This window comes from Gemmatimonadota bacterium, assembly GCA_016712265.1.
Lineage (GTDB): Bacteria > Gemmatimonadota > Gemmatimonadetes > Gemmatimonadales > Gemmatimonadaceae > RBC101.
On the sequence record JADJRJ010000017.1, the window covers coordinates 1 to 15788 of the forward strand.

Below are 15788 nucleotides of genomic sequence, written 5' to 3' on the forward strand. Positions count from 1 at the left end.
TCGTTGTCGCTCCATTCGCGGAAGTGCTCGGCAAGGTCAGGCATCGCTGGCTCCCTTCTCGGTGGGGGTGCCGGTGGCGGGCGTGAACCAGCAGCAACACACGAGGCAGTAGTGCGATCCCCACTCTGGGAAAAAGGAATCAACCACTTGCCCGCTGCTCCCGCACTGCGGGCACGTCGGCTTCTCGCCCACCTGCCCAAGTCCAACGCCCTCGGACTTTGCTACCGGCGTGGCTGTCAAAGTCGGCGCGGGGTAGGCGGGGCTACTAGCAGAACTCGGCCCGCCACTAGCAGAAGTCGGGGTGGTCTGAACGGGCTGCACGCGGGCGGCGCGGAGGCGGTTGGCAAGGTCGATGACCCGCTGCACCGACCCGTTGCTCGCCACCAGCGTGTGGCGCAGTGACTCGCACCAGCCCAACAGGTCTCGCACCCGGTCATCCGGGAAAGTGAACCCCGGTCGGCTGCCGGGCTTCGCGGGTTGTACGCGGGAGGCGGCGCTGAGTAGGGCGATCTCTTCGTCGGCCTCGGCGCAAACACAGTTGATGAAGTACTGCCACTTCTGCTCGGTGGTGTGTCCCGTTGCTTCATAGACGTTCCTGGCTCGCTGCGCGTAAGAGCCGAGCCCGCTTCCCTGCTGTGCGGGCTGCGGGGAGCCGTACATCTGCTTTGCTGAGTCCGCGTCACGAATCGCGTTCCGCCACTCCCGACGTTCAATGCCCGCCATCGCCTGCTGAATCGCCGACTGCAAGGCAGGCTGCCCACGCTCGGCCTCCCGCTCGCGCAGTTCCGCCTCGCCCGCTGGCGAGTCCCACGCGCCGCCGGACGCGGCACGGAGGGCGTCGATCGGCGTGCGCGGGTCCGGGGCCTTGGCGAGCGCGGCGCGGGCGGCGGAGGGAGAGGGGAACCAGTAAGGGCGGCTTACCCACTCCGCCACTCCGACCCACACACTCCCCGCGAGACGCTGGTCTTTGCTTGTATCCCACACCGTCACCATGCCCGGCATGGGCTCGTACACCTCGCACTCCCGCTCCCACTCCCGTCCCTGGCCCTCCCCCGGCTGGGGGGCGGAACCAGTCACGGGCTCCAACTCCAGTGCGTCCGCCAGCGCGATCGCGTTCATCACGGCACCGCACGCGATGTCGGCGATGGGCTTCGCAACTTCCGACATCGAACATTGCTGGATGGGACGCTTGGCGATGATGGCGACCTGTAGCCTCGCGGCCTGGTCGATGATGAATCTGTCGCGGTGTGTCTGCCCTTGCTCGGTGGTCATGGCTGCTCCTGGTGGGGGGCGGAACGGGCGGCGAGCATCGAGTCGGCAAAGCGGTACGCTTGGCGGGCGATGGCCCTCTCGTAACTTCCAATCAATCGGTGCGGCTCTCCATCCCGCTTCTTCACGTCCTCGCGCATGAAGGCTCTCCACGATCCGTCTTTGACCTGGCAATACACCAAGTCCTCGCAGTGACCCTTGGGCCACGGCTCGAAATCACTGGTTTCGTAGTCCGGCGGGAACACCCCTCCGTCACCCACTGGCGAGCACATCCCCGTCAACGCATGCGCCGCGAAGTGGTCCCGCAGGTTCAGCACCACCGCGCCGTAGTGGCCGGTGCCGGGAACGTCCACCTTCACGACTGCTTCCTGTCCATCTTGCTTGCTCACTCCGTCACACTCCTTGTCTGCGTGGCTGCCAGCCACTGGGCGTACTGGGTCATGCGGGCTCCTGAGAGGGGGCGATCCGCCTCACGCGCGGCGGCCCGATCTTGCTCGACACCACCGCCACGGCCTCGATCCGGTACACCGTGTAACTCGACTCGCACCAGTTGTCCACGGTCATTTGCGCCGAGCGTCGCTTCGCCGCCGCGATCGCCTCGGCCTCGGTGTCGAACAGGTCGCCCTCGTCGATCCCGTCAGAGAAGTGGCGGGCGTCGCCCTCGATCACCGCGCCGTTCTCCACGTCGCCGTTCAGGTTCACGACCCACCACACACGCTGCGTTGCCATGCCTACTCCTCCGGCCTCGCCGGGAATGGGGAATCAGTCGAGCTTCGAATCGCGTGTATCGCTAAGTACCCACCAACGTGCAGCCTCTTGTGTGGGGGCATCCACTCAGGGCGGTGTGCATTGCGTCCGCGCATGTAGAACGACAGTCGCGTTGAACACTGGTCTACGCCCTCGTGATCGCGGCACACCGAGTCAGCGGAGTCCTCATCCCCATAAAAGTCTTCCAGCGGAGAGTGCTGTTCGCGCCACGCTGTAAGCCCCGTGGTGCCGGGCGACTCTCTCTGGGAGTTCTCGCCATCGTCGTAGACAGTCCGGACGTGCTCGCGTCTCATGCCCTTCCCTCCAACACGTCCGCGATGCAACGGCCCTCGGTCATTTGGAAACCCTCTTGAAAGCCGCCAGCGCCCCCGCCATCGTCTGGAGCACGAGTTCCAGGTCCGGAATCGCCCGCTCTGGGTGGGCCGCCCGATTGACGCTGCGGGCGTTGTCCACCGCCACCGACCAGAAGTGCGCCGACTCCCACATTCCCCTGTCCACCATCTCCGCGATGTCCGCCAGCACCTCTTCCTCGCCCCGCTCCTTCACGCTCATCACCGCCCGCATGAGCACCCACACCTGCGGGTCGTTTTGAAGCAGAGGGGTGATCTCCCTCGACTTGGGGTTGGAGTTTGGAAAGCCACTCATCGCCCCTCCAACGCCGCTCGCATCTGGGCGATCGTCCTGACCGCGCCCTCGGGAACCTGCATCTCGATGACCAACCCCCGCTCGTCCGACGCCGGGACCATCTGCCCTCGATGCTGACCGGGCTTGACGATCCGAACCCATGTCCAGCCCTTCTTGGCCCAAGGCTCCCTGTCGAGAGGGGCCTTGGACGGGAGAATCTCGACGGCGACGTACCCGATCACGCGGTCCCCTTGTGCAAAGGCATCCGCTGAATGAGAGACTGGAACCAATCCTGCCAGTCGATCCGTTCGGCCTTGCGATCGGCTATGGCCTTTGCCCAGACCGCCTCCAACACTTCCCACTCGGCGAGTCGTGTCAGTGGGATGCACCTGTTGGCCGCCCCGATGATGGTCGAGTGATTCGTCTTGCCGCACGCCCTGGCAATCTCTGGAGCCGAGAACACTCGATACCACCCGTTGCCACGGTGCCAGAGAAGCCAGTAGAGGATCGCCCTGCGGACCACGACCTCGTGGTGGCGACCGAAGTCGGCCACCGCCAGATAGGTCACCCCGAGCATCTGGCAGCCAAGTTCCACGGCCTCCTTGAGAGGCAGGTGGGCATCGACCGGCATTGGGCGGACTCGACTGTTCCGCTCTTTCACGCGGCACTCGGCCAGGGCTCGGACGGGGCACTTGTCAACGGCCCCGACTCCCATGTCCGTGGACGTGGCGAGATACCCGTCCTCTTCCAGCGTGATGACGTAGCCCTTCCTCATTGGTTCACCCCTCCCCTCTCCAGCCACGCCGGACCCTCATGCCCCGGGATCAGGAACCCGTGCTTCTCGGCCCACTCGGGGTTCTCGTGGATGAATCGGTGGCACCGCTCATCCACCGCCATGCAGTTCCGTCGGTCCAGAATCGGGCCGCCACGTCCACGCGACCAAGGCTCATGCACCTCGACGGCCTTCACGATCCCGCACACATGACAAAACGGGTGGGCCTTGAGGACTTCTGCCACGATCGACCGCCGCTCTCGCATCTTGGCGTGGGTGGACTTGGACCTTGGGTTCAGCCTCGAATACCGCTGGAGGGACTGGTTCCGGTGGATGGGGACTCGCTTCATACGGACACCGCCTTGGGCCGCTTCCACCCGTTCGACGCCACCGCGTCCATCGCCTCGCGCGCCTGCTTGAAGTTCATCTTGTTCAACTCTCCATCCGAGTATCCGGCCCGCTTGAGCGACGCCTGCATCTTGGGAGTCGGGGCGTCGAGCAACTGGGACGCGACGCCCATGTTCGTGACCACGTTGGGATTCCAGAGCCCACGCCGCTGGAGAACGTCGATCTGCTTCTGGCTCGGGGGCTTGTCGGCGAACCACCCCGGGACTCGCCTGAGCCTGCGACCGATCGTGGCGAACGGGTCCACGTCCTGCTCGGAGTAGCGGACGCCAGCCCTGATCCGCTTCCGCTGCTCCGCCGCGATCTCCTGAACAATCTCTTGTTCCTCGTTCACCAGGCTCGCCAGCACGTCCCGTTCCTCGTCGTCGTGCTGCGACTCGGCCTTTTTCTTGGCCCGCTGGACCACGCTGTCCTCGAACGTCCCACCCAGCACGTCCTCGGCGTGGATCAGGGAGTGCGAATCCGAGAGCCCGTGGAAGTCCAGCACCAGCACCGACGGCTTGTCGGAGTGGGCGATCGCCGCAAGCCTGGACGGGGCATCCTCGAACCGATCGACCAGCCCGGGAAGCGGCCTTGTCCCCCGACCGATCATCTGCGAATACAGGCTCCGACTCTGCGTGGGCCGCATGAGGCTCACGATCTGGACGCCCTTGCCGTCCGTCGCCGGGTCGTCCCACCCCTCGGTGGCGATGCCGACGTTGGCAAGGAACTGGATGTCTCCGGCTCCGAACCGCTCGAAGATGCGGGCTCGTTCATCCGACGGAGTGTTGCCGTGGACCAGTTCCGCCGCCCCGGGCAGCCAGCGGTTGATGATCTGGACCACCAGTTCGGCATGGTGGACCCGGGCCGCGAAGATGAGGGTCCGCTTGTTGAACTTCACCATCCGGCGGAACCGCTCGGGCGCGTCGTCGGGATCGGTCGCCAGAAGCGTGTCGATCGTGTTCCTTGGAACCCCGCACGCGACCTCCAGCGTCGGCACCGCCATCTCGTGAAGCGGGCCTTCCTGCTCCAGCATCATCGCCAACTGGCCCTGGTTGAAGTCGGCTCCGACCTTGCGGATGCCGCCGAAGTCCAGAGACTCGCACGCGATCTTCTTCTGCCGGACCGGGACCAGCCACCCGCCCTCGATCCCGTCCCTGATCGTCATCTCGTAGGCGACGGTCTGGAACACCTGCCCCATCGCCTTCTCGTCCGTCCGATCGGGCGTGGCGGTCACGCCAACCACCCGGCTCTTGGAGAAGTGGCGGATGACCTGTCCGTAGGTCTTGGCGGGCGTGTGATGGGCCTCGTCGATCAGGACCATGCCGAAGTCGAGCGGGTTGAACCGAGTGATCCGACCCGGGTGCAGGGAGTCCTTGGACGCGCTGATGATCCGAGCCCGTCCCAGAAGCGTCTCGGTCGCGTACTCGTCGCCCATCTCGACATCGACCTGCTCGCCGGTGTATCTCTGAATCTTCTCGGCGTTCTGCCTGACCAGTTCCTCGCGGTGGGCCACCACCAGAACGCGACCCTCGGCCTGCCCCGCGATCATCCCCATCACGATGGTGTTGTGCGTGACGATGTAGCCTTCGGTGACATACAAAGAGTCGGCGGCGTCCACAGAGATGCACACGCAATCGGCACGGCCTTCGGGCTCAATGGAGACGATGGCCCGAGTCGGACCCTTCTTGTCCGGACTGACCGCTGCCGCCTTGCGGGTGAGCAGAAAGGGGTTGATCCCGGCGAGCGTCACGGTGATCCGATACGACTCCCTTCCGCACCGTGACTCCCCGTTGTGCGTGTAGGCCGCCCCAGCCTTGGTGCGGACGCGCGTCGCACCGCCGAGAGATCGCACCAACTCGCAGACATCATCAGCCAGCCCGCGGGACGTGGTGACGAACTCGCAGTTCTGGCACCCCGATTGCGCGTGGCCGTCCGTGTCCATCAGGCCCCGCAGGAGCGACACGCGGACATCGACCGAGTTGTGCATGTAGAGTGGGGGCACGCGCTTCTCCCATGCATATGAGCCAAACAGTCCGAGGTCGATCAGCACGCCTCGGAGCCACCAACCCCTCGGCTCTCGCTTCGTGCGCCGGCCATCGGGGGAGCCGATGATGTAGTCGCATCCCGCCACGTGCTTCACAACCGCCAGTCCCGACAGTCGGCATGTGACCTCCGACACCAGTTCAGCATCCTCGCTGCTGAATCGCACCGAGTGGCGCAGGCCGCCATCCCCGATCAGGACGCCCAACACATATGGGTCCAGCGGCACTGGTGCGGCGGCGAACTCGACTGGCGCGACGAGGGGGAGGAACCACTTCGAGGCACCGCCGCCGTCTCGCAAATCGTCACGCAGTTCACTCGTTGACTTCACACACCACGGGCGACCTTCGTGCTTGTGCCACTTCGTCTGCACCGCCCATAAGTGCTCAGAACAGGCCAGTGTTGACGCCCCGTCCGAGGTCGTGACGCGATAGACCTCTCGCTCGCCCTGCGGGAACACGCCCAAGACACGCACTGGTTGGCCGCTGGAGCCAACAACACTCTCGCCTGCGACGAGACCGCCAAGCGGCTTCCACCCTCGCGGCGTAAGCACCGGAGTATCCGCCGGCTGAGCCTTGCCCATGCCAGTCGGGAGGACAACCAGCGTGGACGGGCTTTCCTCAAGGCACTCGAACACCCTGGCGACGGCCTCGGTCTGGTATGGGCGGCCCTTCATTCCTCCGCCCTCCCGCTCTTGGCGTTCTTCGTGACCATGTAGCGGGGGAGCCAGCCGGTGTTCCGACAGTGGTCACAGCCCGCATCGCACTTGTCACACCCGTCGGCTGGTCCGCTGGCGTTCAGGTCGGCCAGTGCCTTGTCGAGCCCGATCCGCACCTGGGATTTGCCCGACGTGCGGAGCAGCCATGCTGACGCCCCGGAATCCTCGAACGCCTTGATCGCCTTGATCGCGTCGCGGATCAGACGCCCGGCGTTCTTCACCGCCTCGGTCGCTTCGTCCCACGATCCATTGTTGATGACTCGTCCACTTTCTGGCTCGGGCTTCTCGCGGACGGGGTACTCCTTGCCGTCCCGACCCGTGCGAGTTTCCGCAGGCTCGGAATCGCTAAGTTCTTGTCCTTCCTCATCTTGTGTGCCGTTCAGGTTAAATCCGTTTTGACCTGACGAGATTGCCGATTGCTCGCGTCGCATCTTGCTGGCGAAAGACTGGCTGACCCCGCACAGTTCGCCGATCGCACCGTCCGACCACGAGCTCCACTCTTCATCAGCCAGTGCGATCTCGACGGCCTTCCGCTTGTCGGCGTTGGTCCGCCTCTGGCCGTGGGCGTCGTTGGCGGTGAAGCCGTACCGGATCGCGTCACGCTTGACGCCCTCGTGGACCTCGAACCGGACGGGCTTGTCCCACTTGATGCGGCGCAGTCCAAAGAACCTGTGGAACCCGTCCGCCAGCCAGTAGTCCGCCCCGTCGTAAAACGCGACCAGCGGGGGCATCTTGGCCCTGGCCTTGTACGCGGCGGCGTAGTCCGTGGCCGCCTCTTCGTTCAGGGCAACCCGGGTCTGGGTGCCGTCGATGCGAACCTGGTCCAGCGTCAGTTGCACGATGTTGGGCATGATGATCCTCGGTTGCCTGCGGATTCTGGCGCGACCACCCCGCCTCGGGTACTCGGGGACGGGCTTCTTGATCCGCCACCTTGGAGAGTCGGGGTTCACAAACCCGATCCGGCGGCGTTACCCGACGGATCGGTGGAGGGAGGAGAGAGAATCAAAACGGCACGTCGTCCTCGGGGATAGGGGCGGCGGCCTCTCGCTCCTTGGCTTCGAGCACCTTCCACGCGGCGTCCTTCGCCCAGTCGGGCCATGTCGTGTACGCACCGTCCACAACCTTGGGGACCTTCACGACCTTGGTCTTGACCAGATAGGCCCGGATGTCGGAGACGGTGCGACCGACGGCCTGGAGCCGCGTCTCAAACGCCTCGGCCTCTTCCGAGTCCTTGTTGGCCTTGCCCTTGTCGATGGCGGCCTGAGTCTTAGTGGAGGGCTTGGGGTTCACGGCACGGGCGGGTTCATGGTCGCGGTCGTCGCGGGCCGACACCTCTTCCTCGCCGAGCCCGCGCGGGGCCAGCAACAGGTCGCGGAGGACGTACCCGAGCAGTGATGTCTGAACACCGAGGATGGCCTTGTCGATCGGGCGGCCCTTGCCCTCGATCGCCGGGAGTTCCATGTAGACCTCGTGCGATCCGCCCTCGGCGTGGGTCAGTATGAACCACGACTTGACCAGCACCCCGCCCCCATCTGTCACCACGCACTCGCACTTGGACCGGATCAGGGAGAGTCCATTGTCCGAGAGAGGCTTGCGGGTGTCGCGGATGATCGCCTCCGCGCTGGTGTAGTTGAACTGATGGTGCTCATTGCGGGCGTCGTGCGCCACCGATCGGGCATCGCCCTGAGCCTTTGCCAGCGCCGCGTACAGAGCCGCCGTGGGTGCAGACTCACTCATCCTCGCCCTCCTTCGTGACCTTGAGAACCTTCTTGAGCCCCGCCCCTTCCTTGAGGTCCGGCGTGAGCGTCATGGTGAAGTGCCGGTCGAAGTCGTCGCCCAAGTGCTTCCGGCACGCCCCGACCTTGAACGCCCCGGACGACAAAGACCCGGCCACCGCCTCGATGTCGCCGCCCGTCGCCACCATCAGGGCCGAGAGGGTCGCCGTCGGCTGCTCGCAGACGTACTTCTTCTCGGGGCTGACGTAGAGCCGCCGAACCCCCATCGCCGACTGGATTGGAACGTCCTGGCGACGCTCGGTGATGATCTCGATGATGGCCTTGTCCGTCTGCTGGCAGAAGTCCCGCCAGAGGGTGTTGAGGGCCTGACGCCGGGTGTAGAAGTCCCCGATCTCTTCGGGGCTCAGGGCGTCAAGGCGGGTCGCCAAGTCCCTTAGTTCGCACGCCTCTTCATGGATGATCGGGAGCATCTTGAATCTCCACTGGGTCGCCCAGTTCCGGTCCCAAGTCCTCGATCCTCGGCCCGATGCACGCCACGTCGATTCGGTCGAGCCTGAACCGCCTGTACGCCTCTCGATGCAGGCACCACGCCCGCAGATGAACCCCGTCCACTTCCACCGGATCAACCACCCTCGCGTAGCCCCCGTAGGCGATGCCCAGCGTTCTCTCGTGGGCCAGGGCAAGGCGGATCATCCCGGCAAGGTCTGTCACGCCTTCACCGCTTCCATCTCGCGGATCAGGGCCACCATCTCCTTGATCGAGCGGGCGGGCTTGCTCCAGCGGTCCCCGATGTAGACCCGGAACCCGCACTCAGGCCCGTCCATCGCCGCCATGATCGGGCGGGTACGGAAGTCCTTGGTCTGGTGGCGGACGGCCCGGACGATGGCACAGAGACGGTCGTTCACGCCACACCCCCAGGGACCAGGGCTTGCCGCCCCGACTCAAGGCGGTCCTTCGGAGCCGATCGGAACCAGTGGGCCACCAGCACGTCCAAAACCTTGTGGTCTGGGATGCCCCTGTCGCCCCCGACCTCCCGGGCAACCTTTCGCAGTTGCTTGATGTTTTCGGGGTATGCCCGAATCGCCTTGGCCGTTCGGCGTTGGGTTATAGTGCTCATGCGGTACACGGTACAGCGTGAATGGTTCATCGTCAACTCACGCACGCTTCATATGTGAGTTATCCACACCGAAACGACACTTATCCACAGGCCAAACATGGCGCGCAAATGCCACAGAATCCACGATTTGTGTTGCGTCGCGTATATGCCGCGTATACATTCGTGGGCATGAGCACTACGATTGCCCTTATGCCACGGCGCAGGGGAGATGGGCACCGTTCGTCGCGCAGTCTGAGACTGAGTGATGAGACGATGGTTCAGTTGCGAACATTCAGCACAAACTATGGGATTCCCCAGAACGTTGCCGTTGAGCGTGCGATCGACATGATCGCCAGCATCGACGACCCGCTGGCGGTCCTGGCGATTCTTGCGTTGCCCGGCGACATGGATCAGTCCGTGATTGACCATGTTGTCGAGTCGTTCCGCCGGTGCATGGAACGACGATCTGGCCGGACTCAGGAGTGACCCATGCCTCAGAAGCGAAGCCCGTCCACGACCGAACTGACCTGGGCCGTCCGGGTGTCCACCGAAGCCACCGACCGGCTTGAAGAGATTGCCATGTCCACCCGGGTCGGGCGGAAAGCGATCATGGCGAAACTGATCGAGTTCCTCATCGGGCTGGACGAAGAGGCCCAGATGTACGTCTTGGGGCTTGCCCCCGAGTACGGGAAGGCCCACGGGCGGATGGCCCTCACCAAGTCGGTCGCCAACATGCCCGAGCCCACCCCGCCCCCGAAGGACGCCCGCTACAAGACCACCTGATTGGGTGTGGTTTTGGGTGCAAACGACTTCTTTTTTCGATGCACTGTATACGGGTCGTACATACTGTCTGGGCGTAGTGGCCCCGGGCTGGGGATTGTCGCAACCATTTGCATACGAGTCGTATACAGTGCGGGCATACCACACCTTTGCAAGTCGGAAGTCGGGGGTTCAAATCCCCTCCGCTCCATTGTGTTTTCTGTGTGCGTAGGTTGTGATTGGGTACAGAATGGGTACGTTCAGCCGAATCGGGGCCTGCTGTTGAGAATCAGTTCCCGTTTGCGGGCGAGGTCTCGGCCCCGTCTCTTGCGCCCAGTTGGGCCTTCAAACGCTCGATTTCCCGCTTCATTTCTGCCAAAGCCGACTCGTGGGCGGATGTCTGCTCGGCCTCGATTTTGTAGTAGTTCTCGGGAACATCGACGTAGTGGTCCATCGCCACCTGTTGGGAGTGCCCAAGCCAGCGGTTCACCACGTCGGCGGGGTACTGCTGCCGCCACGTCGAGGCCCGCCACCGGCGTAGGGACTGGAGGGGCTTGGGCCACGGGACGAACCCGGCCCGGATGATGACGGCCTTGGCGTCCCGGGATGAGTTGCAGAGGTGGGCACGGGTGACCAGGGGCTCGCGTCCGGCGGTCTCGCGGGCCTCCAGAAGAATCCGGGCCAGCGGCTCGACCATGAGGCAGGAGCGGTCTTCCCGGCCCGTGGAGCCCTCAGTCTTGCTCTGGGGCACCAGGATGCGGTTCTGGTCCCACAGGATGCGGTCCCACGTCAGGACCGCCACCTCGCCCCGCCTGAGCCCGGCGAGCCCGCAGAGGGCAATGGCGACCCGCCAATCACGGTTCCCCTCGTCCGCGATCTTCACCACGTCGGCCTCGGTGAGATTGGGGACGGCGGGGGTCTTGCGGGAAACTCGAAGCCGGATGCTCCCAAACGGGTTCTGTCCACCAAACGACTCGACGCACGAGTTCCAGAGGGCGGACGCGATCCGCAGGTGAGCCGAGACGGTCCACTCGGACTTGATCGTTGGCTGGGTCCGAAGCCACGCCACCCACTCCTTTGCGTCCACCGTCGTCACTGAGTCCATCCGCCGATGTCCGAGCCTGGGCGAGAGGTAGGTGTCGATGCTGGCGTCCTGCTGGGCGGCGGTCGAGGGCTTGACCTTGCGGGTCTTGCGGTGGTGCTCCACCCACTGCTCAAGGGTCGGGCACTGGCCCCGAGCCAGGATGCCAGAGTTGATCTCGCGGGCGATTCGGCGACACTCCGACTCGGCTTCCCGCCTGGACTTCTTGGTCATGTTCCCGAGCGACTTCCGCATGGGCTGGCCGCTGGGACCGCCCCACTGGGCCTGCCAGTATCGGTGAGTCACCCCGGTCTTGCGGTTGGTGACGGAGTTCTCACAGAGGTGGACGACTACTTCTTGCATGGCTGACCTGCCTTCGGTGCTGGCTTCAAGGTCAAGTGGGCATCTGGGGGCCACATGGCCTCGGAGTTTTTGCCGGTCCTGCCGATCGAATTCACGCCCCGGAGGCTTGCGAGTTCGGAGATTCGCTGCCGCTTCAAGGGCTTCCCGTTGCGGGCGAAGAGGGTGCAAAGTTCGGTGGTGGTCCAGTGGGTTCTCTTCTTCATATTGGCTCGCTGGTGGTTATTGGCTGTGGTCAGAAGTCAATCCGCGCCCGCCGGGAACGTGCCCCGCCTGCGCCAGCGCGATGTCGCGTGGTCCAAGAGACTTATGCGGTAGGTGGAAGGCTGTTTGTACGCTCGCCACATTCGCCGTTGGGCTTTCTTGCCCATCATGGCGTGTCGCCTCAGGAACCCGTGCAACGGTTGCTTGTCAAGCATCCGCCGTGACAGAGGCGGACAGACTGGAACCCTCAACTTCGCGGCATATCCGAAGTGCCGTGGACAGTCCGGGTTCCGCTTCCTGATGGGCAGGTGGCACGCGGCGCACGCCAGTGGGCCGTAGGTGCCGGGCTTGAGGCGCGGCGGGATTGGGTCGCTCATCCTTGTGCCTTCCTGATCGCCTCGGCGATGATGCGTGGCGGGTCGTCCGAGTCGCTGAACGGGATGCCGCCGAGAGTCGTGTACAGCCGCTTGTTCAGTATCTCTGACCACGCCTCCCGCGAGATCGCGTCGGCGTCCGGCGCTGGCGTGCGACCGGCGTTGTAGGCGTCGGCGATGGCGCGGGCGATGGCGCGGCGGATCTCGGAGATGGTCACTTGGCACCTCCCACCGCCGCCAGAAGTTTCGCGTTCGCAGCATTGTGCAGGGCACGCTTGAGACGACCCCTCCACCACCACCGCACGCTGTCGTCCAGGTTGTTGATCTCCCACCCGTGCATGTATGAGTTGATGACGCTGGTTCCGGTCGCTTCGTGACGCGCCGAGTTCGCGTTGATCTCCCAACCGAGCGGGTCGGATTCGAGCAGCAGGATCACGGTGCGATCAAGGCAGTCGCTCACTCCCCACCTCCGATCCCGGCGTCACACAGGGCGGCGGCGGCACGCTTGGATGCGCAGTTGCAGCACTCGGGAGCGTGGTTGGTCTGGCAGCACGAACCGTCCCAAATGTCATTCAACGCTGCCTCCAACTTCCCCGCCGCACGCGCGGTGGCGAGCGGGACGAAGCCGTCTGGTGGGCGGGTGGCGATGAGCCTGTTCCCGACATACCACGCTTCGCCGCTGCGGTGGGTGAGATATTCGTCCATCCCCCACCATGCCAGCACCACCTCGCCCTCGGGTGGGAGTGGCATTGATCCGTCGCTCATCGGGAGTCCTCCTTGGCGGCGATGTCCGCCGCGTTGCGGGCCTCACTCCAACCGAGCATCGTGTCGAGTTCGGTGAGGATCGCGGAGATCATGCGGTCGGCGGATGCCGCCTCAGCCGCCTCAACCGCCCTAGCCGCCTCAGCCGCCCTAGCCGCCCCAGCCGCCCCAGCCGCCCAAGCCGCCCAAGCCGCCTCAGCCGCCTCAGCCGCCCCAGCCGCCTCAGCCGCCTCAGCCGCCCAAGCCGCCCAAGCCGCCGCCCCAGCCGCCTCAGCCGCCGCCCGGTATTCCTCGTCTGTCGCGTCGTCGCGTGTGAGCACGCCGATCATTCGATCACACGCCGCCAGCACGTCGGGGTACTGCTCAGAGACGTGCGTGCGTGCCTCCTGCACGATGATCGTTCGGACGCGGCGGGAGAACAGAGCCCAGTCCGCGTCGGTGAACACGCGCCACCGCTTGGCGCACGCAGCGTACTTCCTGACCACGCCGGGCCACGCTTCCAGGCTCCCCGCGTCGTCGATCCACGGCGTCATCTTCGCCCACCATTCGGGTATGTTCAGTGCCGGGCACGCGGCGGGCTCACGCGGGTCCATCCCGTCGATGCCCTCGACGAGTGCGACCCAAAGGCAGGCCGTGTGTCGGCCCTTGTCGTCGGTGCCCTCCCACTTGTGGCGGGTGACGGTGCCTTGTTCGATGCGCAGGTCAAGCGTTGCGATGGTCATGTGTGTTCTCCTGTGAATCCCCCTCCCCGCTGTGTGCGGAGAGGGAGGGGTGGTCAGGCCAGTTGCGCAATCACCTGCTCGTAGACCTTCATCAAGTGATCGTGGTCGTGGTCGGCTTCGATGGACGTACGGTCGGGCATGTTGGGGTCAGCCTTCCGCCTTGCCATGTCCAACAGTTCGCCGGGCGTGCCCTCCCAATCCATCGTCAGCATCGCCCCGCCCGAGTCGTTCACGCCACCACCTGCCAGCGCGGACTCGGTGCCGTAGCACGAGCAATGCGAATACCTAGCCAGATACGCGCGCCCGTCGATGATGCACGCCACCCACCCCGACTCCTGATAGTCGCAGTCGTCGTCCTGGGCGATGACCGCCTCGCTGAACCTGCTCCGTGAAATCTTCGCCATGCCTGTTCCTTTCCGTTGTGAGTCAATGGGGCGGGCCGTATCTGAACGGCCTGTGGTGCTCAATACGAGTGGCCCGGGTTGAGGTGCGGGTGGTTCCACTCTTCTGCTCGGCTGTCCCGAGCCGCCGCCCCGAATGGGGCTCGCCCGGTTGCCCGAGCGAGGCCCCGAGGGTCAGTCCGCGTCCGCCTGGACGCTCCCGCGAATCCCGTCCGACCACTCGGACAGGTCATTCCCGAACCCCGCCACCGTGCCGCAGCCGGGCACCGCACAGCACAGCAGCACCAGAATCCCGATGCACACCAGCATCCCGATCGTGGGCCACAAGCCCCCTTCGTCGGGCTCCGTCTTGGGCATGTCCAGGCGGTCCATGTCCCTCAGAATCCGGTTCTCCGCCCGGCGACGCTCCGACTCGGTGTACGCTTCCAACATGGTCAAGCCTCCTGTAAGGCTGGCCTCGGGCCGGGGTGTGACAGCATCCCGGCCCACTTCATGCGCCACGCGGCGCACGCTCTCTCAGACGCCCGTTGGTCATGTCGTCAATCGCATGTATTTCACGCGGATGTCGTCATATGCCTTCTGGAGATTGGCGTTGTCGTCACGCAACTTGTCTGCCGTGTCGAACGCCACCTCTGCCGCGTCCTTCATCCGGCCTACCTCGGCCTCCAGCCGCCTCACGATCGCGTTATGGAGCGACCATGAAACGTGGCATGTGTCCCGCACATTGTCCGGCGGAACGATCTTGGTCGAGAAGTTGAGCGGGCCCTCGATCGACACAATCTCGCCGGTCATCAGGGATTCAAGGTGTTTCTCGGTCAGGTAGATCACGTTCATCGCGGCATCCCCTTCTCGATCCACTCGATGAACGCGATGGCGACGGCGGCGACTTGTACCGCTTCTTTCCTCATCGCGTCGATGGTCACGACGTTGTACGGCGCAAGGTCCAATGCGGCCTCGGCCAGTTCTCCGACTTCTTCGGCGAGGATCGTCACCCACCGGCATGGCTCGTGGTACTGGTTGCCCCACTTCTGATCTTGGGCGTATCGCTCCAAGGCAACGGCGTTGAACGCGGCGGCCCCGTGTGCGGTGGTCTGCTGGATGGTTTCGGGAACGCCATTGAACGGCCCGATTCCATTGTGTCCGATCTCACTCATCTCCGCCTCCGTTCTTCACCGAAGTATCGAGGATTCCGCCTGGGCACCACCAATCGACGTATCCGATCGCGTCCGCACGAAGATCTGCGGGCAACATCGAATCCCCTCGTATCCTCTCCCGCACGTTCTCGGCATCCTGCACACACGCCAGAGCGTGCTGCAATGCGACGCCACGAGCGTGCGCCTCGTGCCGAAGGTCATCCGCCCGCCGCCGCCAGTCAATCGCCGAGTTGACCGCCTCCGCCCGCTCGATGTGGGCCTGATCCAGTTCGTCACGCACGATCCATCGGGCCAGTCGCTTGAACATGCTTGCTCCTTCCCGGTGCGTCCGGGTCCGCTCTCTCAGACGCCCGACTTCGCTTTGTGGTGCGTGACCCAGGTGCGACGCCGCGTTGCCTGAATCGTCACCCTATCGCCATTGGCACAATCAATCTGGATGACCGATATGGGCCGCTTCCCGCCCTTGCATATGAACTCCCCGATACACCGCGTCACGTTCAGCGTGTAGTACCGAAACCCCGTGCGGTGCAGGCAGCCAATGGGCCGCCGGTCCTTGTCGTG

25 protein-coding genes are annotated in these 15788 nt (G+C 64.7%); 2 read left to right on the forward strand and 23 right to left on the reverse strand.

The window, feature by feature from the left end:
- Window positions 1-36: 36 nt before the first annotated feature.
- The 13 genes from IPK85_03340 to IPK85_03400 all read right to left on the reverse strand — a co-directional run bounded on the left by IPK85_03340 (window position 37) and on the right by IPK85_03400 (window position 9219).
- Window positions 37-1272, reverse strand: a complete 1236-nt coding sequence (locus tag IPK85_03340; GenBank protein ID MBK8246420.1) for a hypothetical protein — start codon at window positions 1270-1272, stop codon at window positions 37-39.
- Window positions 1269-1658, reverse strand: a complete 390-nt coding sequence (locus tag IPK85_03345; protein ID MBK8246421.1) for a hypothetical protein — start codon at window positions 1656-1658, stop codon at window positions 1269-1271. Before IPK85_03345 ends, IPK85_03340 begins: the two co-directional genes overlap by 4 nt.
- Window positions 1659-1707: 49 nt before the next feature.
- Window positions 1708-1998 carry a hypothetical protein gene (locus IPK85_03350; GenBank protein MBK8246422.1) on the reverse strand — a complete coding sequence of 97 codons (291 nt, stop codon included), beginning with the start codon at window positions 1996-1998 and terminating at the stop codon, window positions 1708-1710.
- 372 nt (window positions 1999-2370) lie between these two features.
- Window positions 2371-2682, reverse strand: coding sequence for a hypothetical protein (locus IPK85_03355; protein MBK8246423.1), 312 nt, complete (start codon window positions 2680-2682; stop codon window positions 2371-2373).
- Window positions 2679-2903, reverse strand: coding sequence for a hypothetical protein (locus IPK85_03360; GenBank protein MBK8246424.1), 225 nt, complete (start codon window positions 2901-2903; stop codon window positions 2679-2681). The genes IPK85_03355 and IPK85_03360 overlap by 4 nt, the downstream gene beginning before the upstream one ends.
- Window positions 2900-3436, reverse strand: a complete 537-nt coding sequence (locus tag IPK85_03365; protein ID MBK8246425.1) for a hypothetical protein — start codon at window positions 3434-3436, stop codon at window positions 2900-2902. The genes IPK85_03360 and IPK85_03365 overlap by 4 nt, the downstream gene beginning before the upstream one ends.
- Window positions 3433-3783 carry a hypothetical protein gene (locus IPK85_03370; GenBank protein ID MBK8246426.1) on the reverse strand — a complete coding sequence of 117 codons (351 nt, stop codon included), beginning with the start codon at window positions 3781-3783 and terminating at the stop codon, window positions 3433-3435. The genes IPK85_03365 and IPK85_03370 overlap by 4 nt, the downstream gene beginning before the upstream one ends.
- On the reverse strand, window positions 3780-6536 hold the full coding sequence (locus IPK85_03375; protein ID MBK8246427.1) for a DEAD/DEAH box helicase family protein: 2757 nt from the start codon (window positions 6534-6536) through the stop codon (window positions 3780-3782). Before IPK85_03375 ends, IPK85_03370 begins: the two co-directional genes overlap by 4 nt.
- The gene (locus IPK85_03380; protein MBK8246428.1) at window positions 6533-7429 is read right to left on the reverse strand and encodes a hypothetical protein; all 897 of its coding nucleotides are present in this window, start codon (window positions 7427-7429) and stop codon (window positions 6533-6535) included. Before IPK85_03380 ends, IPK85_03375 begins: the two co-directional genes overlap by 4 nt.
- A 151-nt stretch (window positions 7430-7580) precedes the next feature.
- On the reverse strand, window positions 7581-8315 hold the full coding sequence (locus tag IPK85_03385) for an ERF family protein (protein ID MBK8246429.1): 735 nt from the start codon (window positions 8313-8315) through the stop codon (window positions 7581-7583).
- Complete coding sequence (locus IPK85_03390) at window positions 8308-8784, reverse strand: hypothetical protein (GenBank protein MBK8246430.1); 477 nt, start codon at window positions 8782-8784, stop codon at window positions 8308-8310. Before IPK85_03390 ends, IPK85_03385 begins: the two co-directional genes overlap by 8 nt.
- Window positions 8765-9025, reverse strand: a complete 261-nt coding sequence (locus IPK85_03395) for a hypothetical protein (GenBank protein MBK8246431.1) — start codon at window positions 9023-9025, stop codon at window positions 8765-8767. The genes IPK85_03390 and IPK85_03395 overlap by 20 nt, the downstream gene beginning before the upstream one ends.
- A complete protein-coding gene (locus IPK85_03400; GenBank protein ID MBK8246432.1) occupies window positions 9022-9219 on the reverse strand; it encodes a hypothetical protein in 198 nt (65 codons plus the stop codon). The genes IPK85_03395 and IPK85_03400 overlap by 4 nt, the downstream gene beginning before the upstream one ends.
- A 464-nt stretch (window positions 9220-9683) precedes the next feature.
- On the opposite strand from IPK85_03400, the gene IPK85_03405 reads away from it, so the two are divergent.
- Together IPK85_03405 and IPK85_03410 are read left to right on the forward strand one after the other, a co-directional pair.
- Window positions 9684-9896: a hypothetical protein gene (locus IPK85_03405; GenBank protein ID MBK8246433.1), complete on the forward strand. Its 213-nt coding sequence runs from the start codon at window positions 9684-9686 to the stop codon at window positions 9894-9896.
- A gap of 3 nt (window positions 9897-9899) precedes the next feature.
- Complete coding sequence (locus IPK85_03410; GenBank protein MBK8246434.1) at window positions 9900-10193, forward strand: hypothetical protein; 294 nt, start codon at window positions 9900-9902, stop codon at window positions 10191-10193.
- A 265-nt stretch (window positions 10194-10458) separates the two neighbouring features.
- Here IPK85_03410 and IPK85_03415 read toward each other — a convergent pair whose 3' ends face one another.
- The 10 genes from IPK85_03415 to IPK85_03460 form a co-directional block, all read right to left on the reverse strand.
- Entirely contained in the window at window positions 10459-11613 is a 1155-nt protein-coding gene (locus IPK85_03415; protein ID MBK8246435.1) for a hypothetical protein, read from the reverse strand.
- A gap of 574 nt (window positions 11614-12187) precedes the next feature.
- Window positions 12188-12406: a hypothetical protein gene (locus IPK85_03420; GenBank protein MBK8246436.1), complete on the reverse strand. Its 219-nt coding sequence runs from the start codon at window positions 12404-12406 to the stop codon at window positions 12188-12190.
- Entirely contained in the window at window positions 12403-12648 is a 246-nt protein-coding gene (locus tag IPK85_03425) for a hypothetical protein (GenBank protein ID MBK8246437.1), read from the reverse strand. The genes IPK85_03420 and IPK85_03425 overlap by 4 nt, the downstream gene beginning before the upstream one ends.
- Window positions 12645-12953 carry a hypothetical protein gene (locus IPK85_03430; GenBank protein ID MBK8246438.1) on the reverse strand — a complete coding sequence of 103 codons (309 nt, stop codon included), beginning with the start codon at window positions 12951-12953 and terminating at the stop codon, window positions 12645-12647. Before IPK85_03430 ends, IPK85_03425 begins: the two co-directional genes overlap by 4 nt.
- Window positions 12950-13672: a hypothetical protein gene (locus IPK85_03435; protein MBK8246439.1), complete on the reverse strand. Its 723-nt coding sequence runs from the start codon at window positions 13670-13672 to the stop codon at window positions 12950-12952. The genes IPK85_03430 and IPK85_03435 overlap by 4 nt, the downstream gene beginning before the upstream one ends.
- A gap of 53 nt (window positions 13673-13725) precedes the next feature.
- Complete coding sequence (locus IPK85_03440; GenBank protein MBK8246440.1) at window positions 13726-14076, reverse strand: hypothetical protein; 351 nt, start codon at window positions 14074-14076, stop codon at window positions 13726-13728.
- A 171-nt stretch (window positions 14077-14247) separates the two neighbouring features.
- Window positions 14248-14505, reverse strand: a complete 258-nt coding sequence (locus IPK85_03445) for a hypothetical protein (protein ID MBK8246441.1) — start codon at window positions 14503-14505, stop codon at window positions 14248-14250.
- Window positions 14506-14604: 99 nt separating this feature from the next.
- Window positions 14605-14907: a hypothetical protein gene (locus tag IPK85_03450; protein MBK8246442.1), complete on the reverse strand. Its 303-nt coding sequence runs from the start codon at window positions 14905-14907 to the stop codon at window positions 14605-14607.
- Window positions 14904-15125 carry a hypothetical protein gene (locus tag IPK85_03455; protein MBK8246443.1) on the reverse strand — a complete coding sequence of 74 codons (222 nt, stop codon included), beginning with the start codon at window positions 15123-15125 and terminating at the stop codon, window positions 14904-14906. The genes IPK85_03450 and IPK85_03455 overlap by 4 nt, the downstream gene beginning before the upstream one ends.
- 94 nt (window positions 15126-15219) lie before the next feature.
- Window positions 15220-15534, reverse strand: a complete 315-nt coding sequence (locus tag IPK85_03460; protein ID MBK8246444.1) for a hypothetical protein — start codon at window positions 15532-15534, stop codon at window positions 15220-15222.
- Window positions 15535-15788: the final 254 nt, after the last annotated feature.